Annotated in this window: 6 protein-coding genes; 1 reads left to right on the plus strand and 5 read right to left on the minus strand. The window is 57.3% G+C overall.

What is annotated here, in order from left to right; translation table 11 throughout:
• Nucleotides 1-117: 117 nt before the first annotated feature.
• The 5 genes from JNM42_RS17370 to JNM42_RS17390 form a co-directional block, all read right to left on the minus strand.
• A complete protein-coding gene (locus tag JNM42_RS17370) occupies nt 118-786 on the minus strand; it encodes a DsbA family oxidoreductase (RefSeq protein WP_294273170.1) in 669 nt (222 codons plus the stop codon).
• Nucleotides 787-829: 43 nt separating this feature from the next.
• Entirely contained in the window at nt 830-1,291 is a 462-nt protein-coding gene (locus JNM42_RS17375; protein WP_294273172.1) for a YccF domain-containing protein, read from the minus strand.
• Nucleotides 1,292-1,524: 233 nt separating this feature from the next.
• The gene (locus JNM42_RS17380) at nt 1,525-1,950 is read right to left on the minus strand and encodes a thioesterase family protein (protein WP_294273173.1); all 426 of its coding nucleotides are present in this window, start codon (nt 1,948-1,950) and stop codon (nt 1,525-1,527) included.
• A 76-nt stretch (nt 1,951-2,026) separates the two neighbouring features.
• Nucleotides 2,027-2,641, minus strand: a complete 615-nt coding sequence (locus tag JNM42_RS17385) for a response regulator (RefSeq protein WP_294273175.1) — start codon at nt 2,639-2,641, stop codon at nt 2,027-2,029.
• Nucleotides 2,638-4,686 (minus strand): ATP-binding protein, encoded by a 2,049-nt coding sequence (locus tag JNM42_RS17390; protein WP_294273176.1) that lies wholly within the window; start codon nt 4,684-4,686, stop codon nt 2,638-2,640. Before JNM42_RS17390 ends, JNM42_RS17385 begins: the two co-directional genes overlap by 4 nt.
• Before the next feature lie 262 nt (nt 4,687-4,948).
• On the opposite strand from JNM42_RS17390, the gene JNM42_RS17395 reads away from it, so the two are divergent.
• Nucleotides 4,949-5,694, plus strand: a 746-nt coding sequence (locus JNM42_RS17395; RefSeq protein ID WP_294273179.1) for a DctP family TRAP transporter solute-binding subunit, incomplete at its 3' end; no start/stop codon positions are given.

Here is a 5,694-nt window from a genome sequence, read left to right on the forward strand (position 1 = left end):
AAAGCAACCCCCAAGCTTCCTGTGAGCGTCGCCTGATCGCTCATATGGCCGGGATAGACATTGACCGTCACCGGATAGACTACTTCATTGCTGATCAGCCCGAAGGCAATCCGTGGATCAGTGTGTATTCATGGCCTGCAAGATGGCTGCCGCCAGCACGACGCTGGATTGTGCCCCGGCTACCGCTAGACGGCGCTGGATGAGGAAAAAGGGTACGCCGCTCACACCGAGGTCGCCGACCTTGCCCACCAGCGACCTGACTTGCGTTGTGCCCTCGTAACTTTCCAGATAGTCGATCACGTGGTCCTTGCGATCTCCGCATTCAGCGGCGATTTCGGCCAGCGTCGCGATAGCTCCGATATCCTCGCCGTGCTGAAAGTGCGCTATGAAGAGACGCTCGACCAGCGCATCAACGTCTTCCGGCCGATGACCGATCGACTGCGCGCGATAGATCAGGCGGTGCGCACGCATCGTGTTGGGACGAATGGCAATGCGTTCAAAGTTGAAATGCACACCGGCTACACCGGCATCGCGTCCGGCTTCGGCCACTTCATGTTGCAAGGTGTTGACCTGTTGCGCGCCGCCGAACTTGGCTTCGAGAAAGGCCCGGTAAGGCTCGCCCCGTAGTGGCGTGTCGGGATTAAGGAAATACGGCAGCCAGTTGAACTGAAAGCGGACTTCAGGATGTTTTTCCCGCACCAGTGCAAGGGCACTCGTCAAGCGGTGCTTGCCGATGAAACACCAGGGGCAAACCGGATCGGAAACAATATCAATGGCAAGGTTCATGGCGATCAGCGCAAAGTTTTCAAAAACGGCGTTCAGGGGGCGCTCAGCTCCCTTCCCGATGTCTGGAAAGCGCCGCCTGGGCGCCTTCCCCGCGTACCGCTGCGGCGACTTCCTTGTCGACAATGGTCTTGCCGATCGGCGCCAGTGCGATGAGGGCCAGCTTGAGGTGCTGGATGCCGAAAGGGATGCCGATGATGGTCACGAAACACGCCGCAGCCGAGAGTACATGCCCGATGGCCAGCCACACCCCGGCGACGAGGAACCAGATGATGTTGCCGAGCAGGCCGAGAAAGCCGGTGCCGATATCATCCTGCCTTGACAGATCCTTTCGGTTCACTGCTTCCTTGCCGAAAGGCAGAAAGGCGAACTGCCCGATCACGAAACAGGCCTTGCCCCAGGGGATACCGATGAGGGTGATGAAGGCCAGCAGACCGATCAGCCACCAGCCGAGGCCCATCAGCACACCCCCCATAATGAACCACAGAATATTGCCGAGCATACTCATTTGAAGTCTCCTTTCATGAACGCGATTCGACCTTGCAAAGCGCAGTCTAGCATGATGCCAATATCGTAAGCCCTCATCCCCGGCTCATCTCCCGCAGGGAGAAGGGCGCTAACCTCCTCGCTTTGCGCGGTTGTGTGAGGGCCAAACACACGCCAACCAGGTGTTGCGGCGGTCACGTCTGACTGCGGTTTCCCGGTTCATCGCTGAATCGCTGATTGACCGAATCCGACAGATCAAGCGCTGATAGCGGACAGCAGCGCCCGGAAATCCTCCGGAATCGGTACAGATTTCCCACTCGCCGCTTCCATCCAGACGATTTTTGCATCGCCGGTCGCGTAGAGCGTATCGTCGCCCTGCAAGCGCATTTCGTAGCTCGATGGAATGCTGCTGCGACCGGGGGCGCCAAAGAACATCTTGATCTCGACACTTCCCGGATAGGTGAGCGGAATCAGGAAGGTGCAACTGGCGTTGATGATCACCGGTGCCGCCCTTTCGCTCGGGACTGAATAGCCGATGCTCTCCAGATATTCGATGCGAACCTGCTCCATGTAACGGAAGTAGAGCGTGTTGTTGACATGACCATAGGCATCCATATCGCCCCAGCGGATGGGGATCAGGAGGGTAAGGACATGTTTTCTCGGCGGCGGTGATTGCTCCATGGGAACTCCTGTCATGTGTTGGTGTTTTGACGCTGCGGCTTCCTTTTCAATAGCACCTGATCGCGAGCCGAAGGCTTCAGACCGCAGGTTTGCCTGAACTTGCGGCCAGTTTCTGTGCCAGTTCAACGGCCGTTCTGACCTCCATTTTCTCAAGGAGACTGGCACGATGAACTTCGACGGTACGCATGCTGATCTGCAACTCGTCGGCAATGACCTTGTTGAGCTTGCCGGCAAGCACCAGGGCCATGACCTGCCGCTCGCGCGCGGTGAGCTGGCTGATCTGCGCGTTGACCGAGTCGCTTGTCGCGGCGGCGGCACAGCGCGCCTTGTCCAGTTTCAAGGCTTCGAGCACGCGATCGACCAGGTCATTGTCATTACAGGGTTTTTCGACAAAATCGAAAGCGCCCCTTTTCAGCGTCGAAACAGCCATCGGTACGTCACCATGCCCGGTCAGAAATATCACCGGCATGCGGTTTCCTCGTTCGAGCAGTTGCTCAAATAACTCGGTGCCGCTCATTCCCTGCATGCGGATGTCGAGCAGAAGGCAGCCGGAGAGTGCGGGCGTCCAGGCTTCAAGGAAGTCCTCGGCCGAAGGGTAGGTGAGGTTGGCAACGCCACGGGACTGCAACAGCCAGCTCAGTGAGTCACGGATGGCCTCGTCGTCGTCGACGATGTGCGCCTGTTGTTTCATGGCCGTGTGATCGGAAGGGTGAAGACGAAAACGGTCCCGCCTTCAGGGTTGTCTTCAACCCATAGGCGGCCGTGATGAAACTCGATGATTGATCGGCAGATGTTCAGCCCAATCCCCATCCCTTCGGCCTTGGTCGTGAAAAACGGCGTAAATAGCTTTTCCTGGACTTCAGGCAGAATTCCCGGACCGCGATCGACAACGCGGATTTCCATGTGCTTGTCGATCTGGCTCAGCTTGATCGTCAGGCAACGATTCTCCGGCACGGTGTCGCTCATGGCTTCGATTCCATTGCGCATCAGATTGAGCAGCACTTGCTCGATCATCACCCCGTCGGCCATCAGTTCGGGGCGCATTCCCTGGATCACGCGCACGATACGTACGTTGAGGCTCCTGGCGGCGGCATCAATAAAGCCGATGCTGTCATCAATCACTTCAGCCAGATCACAGGGGGCGAGTTTGGGTTCACTCTTGCGCACAAAGTCGTGCACGCGGCGGATGATACTCCCCGCTCGTTGCGCCTGAACCCCGAGTTTGCCCAGGGCGTCCTTGAGTTCGCCTGGGGTAAAGTGGCCTGATTCCAGTTTGTTCAGGCAGCCGGCGTTGTAGCTGGTGATGGCGGCGAGCGGCTGGTTGAGTTCATGCGCCAGGGCCGACGCCATCTCTCCCATGGTGATCAGGCGTGAAGTGAGTTGCAGCTTCTCCTGTTGCTGACGAGCCATCTCTTCGACGTGCTTGCGGGCGGTGACATCGACGATCGAGGCCATCCAGCCGGTGTGCCGGCCATCGGCGTCAATCAGGGGAGCTTCGTAGATCAGCGCGTCGAAGCGGCTGCCGTCCTTGCGCATCAACCGGATTTCGAATCCTTCAAGGGGGGCTTTACCGTCAATGACGGCCTGATGAATCGCCCGGGTGTTTTCCAGTTCCTCGGGCGCCCAATAGGGCATGGGTGGCCGCGCGCCGATCAGTTCTTCGGCGCTGAAACCGACCATCTGGCAGAAAGCCGGATTGGTGTAAGTCACACGGCTTTCGAGATCGCGTGCGCGCATGCCGACGGTCAGCGAGTCCTCCATGGCCTTGCGGAAGGCGTACTCCGAGCGCAAGGCTTGTTCCGCAGCAAGTCGGCGCTGAATGTGTCCGCGCATGATCCACAGGCTGACCAGCACCGCTGCGGCCAGCGCGATGATCAGCCCGGTAATCAGAGTCTGCGCGATGTTGCCGCTGCTGCGGTAGGCCGTTACCTGGATGGCCATGCCAAAGCCGGGCGGATCGAAAGGTACGGCATAGCTGAACGTTGTGGTAGCTTCGCTGACTCTGGATTTGCTGGCCAGTACAGTGCCATTGGCATCAAGGATACGTACCTGATACTTCTCGGTAAACCACCAGGGAACCAGTTGCTTCAACAGTGCGTTGAGCGAATAAATGCCAACCAGCGACCCACGGAACTTACCGTTTTCAAAGAGAGGGAAAAATACCTCAAACTGGGGTGAGCCCGAGCTTTGATAAACGTCGGTATAAACCGGTTTGCCCATTTTGCTCGTCAGTTCAATCGCGCGCACCTGCATGTCCGCCGGTGAGTCCGCACTCGGTTCCGGTTTTGTGAGCGCTTTTGTATCCGCTTTTTTGTCATCTCCCAGGCCACCACTTCCAAGACGGGGAAGATTCTGAGTGGGCATCGAGTCCAGCAGATGTGCTGACGAATCAAGCCAGAGGATTTGTTGAAGTTCGGGGCTGTTTTTTATCAGGTGCTGCGAGCGTAACCTGAAAAGCGCATTTCCGTTTTTTTCATTAGACAGATCGAGGGCCAATTGCTGGAGTTGTTCAGCGTTTCCATCAAGGCGAAAGCTGAGGATTTGTTCGAGCCAGAGCACGTCGGCAATCAGCGTCGAACGTTGCTCTTCCGCTTCGTTCTGGCGCAACAGCCAGAGCAGGAGGATGAGTAGAACGATTAGCAGCCCGACGGCCAGCTTGAGGGCGGTCAGATACCAGTTAGACCATTTCAGCGTTGGGAATTTGCGCGGCTTTGCGGGTGCGAGTGCGACAGTCATGGCGCCTCATCTTACCCAACTTCAGTCAGCTCGGGGTATCAGCAAGGTTTTTTTGGACCGCCTACCTGCCTGTTCCCGGCATTCGGTAACCGGCAGGGGAAGACCGAATGCGCGCCCTGGCCTGCGATGCGTCAATTCCCCTATTCGCAACCTGTTACGTGTTTTCCACAATAGTTCTCACGAAATTTTTTTGTAATAGTACTATCCGCGTATCGGGCGTTTCCCGGTTTTGTTAACGTATTCGATGGAGGAGACCTAAAAAATGAAAATTTCAAAATTGTTTTTCGGCTTACTGACCGTTGTCCTGTCTTCGGTGCCGCTGCTCGCTTCGGCCCAGCAGCCGATCGTCATCAAGTTCAGCCACGTCGTTGCCAACGATACCCCCAAGGGCAAGGCGGCCGAATTCTTCGCCAAGAAGGCGGACGAGTTGACCAAGGGCAAGGTCAAGGTCGAGGTCTATGGAAACTCGACGCTGTACAAGGACAAGGAAGAAATGGAAGCGCTGCAACTGGGCGCCGTGCAGATGCTGGCGCCCTCGCTGGCCAAGTTCGGTCCGCTTGGGGTCAAGGAGTTTGAGGTGTTTGACCTGCCCTATATCTTTGACAACTCCGACGACCTGCACAAGGTCACCACCGGCCCGGTCGGCCAGCAACTCTTGGCCAAGCTGGAACCCAAGGGGATCAAGGGGCTGGCCTACTGGGACAACGGCTTCAAGTCCTTCTCGCTGAACTCGCCGATCAAGGTGCCCGCCGATCTCAAGGGCAAGAAGATGCGCATCCAGTCGTCCAAGGTGCTTGAGGAGCAGATGCGCGCACTGGGTTCGCTGCCGCAGGTTATGGCCTTCTCCGAGGTCTATCAGGCGCTGCAGACCGGCGTCGTCGATGGTACCGAGAACCCGATGTCCAATCTGTACACGCAGAAGATGCACGAAGTCCAGAAGCATTTGACGATAACCGAGCACGGTTACCTCGGCTATGCCGTGATCGTGAACAAGAAGTTCTGGGATGG

The organism is Propionivibrio sp., assembly GCF_016790145.1.
Taxonomy (GTDB): Bacteria; Pseudomonadota; Gammaproteobacteria; order Burkholderiales; family Rhodocyclaceae; genus Propionivibrio.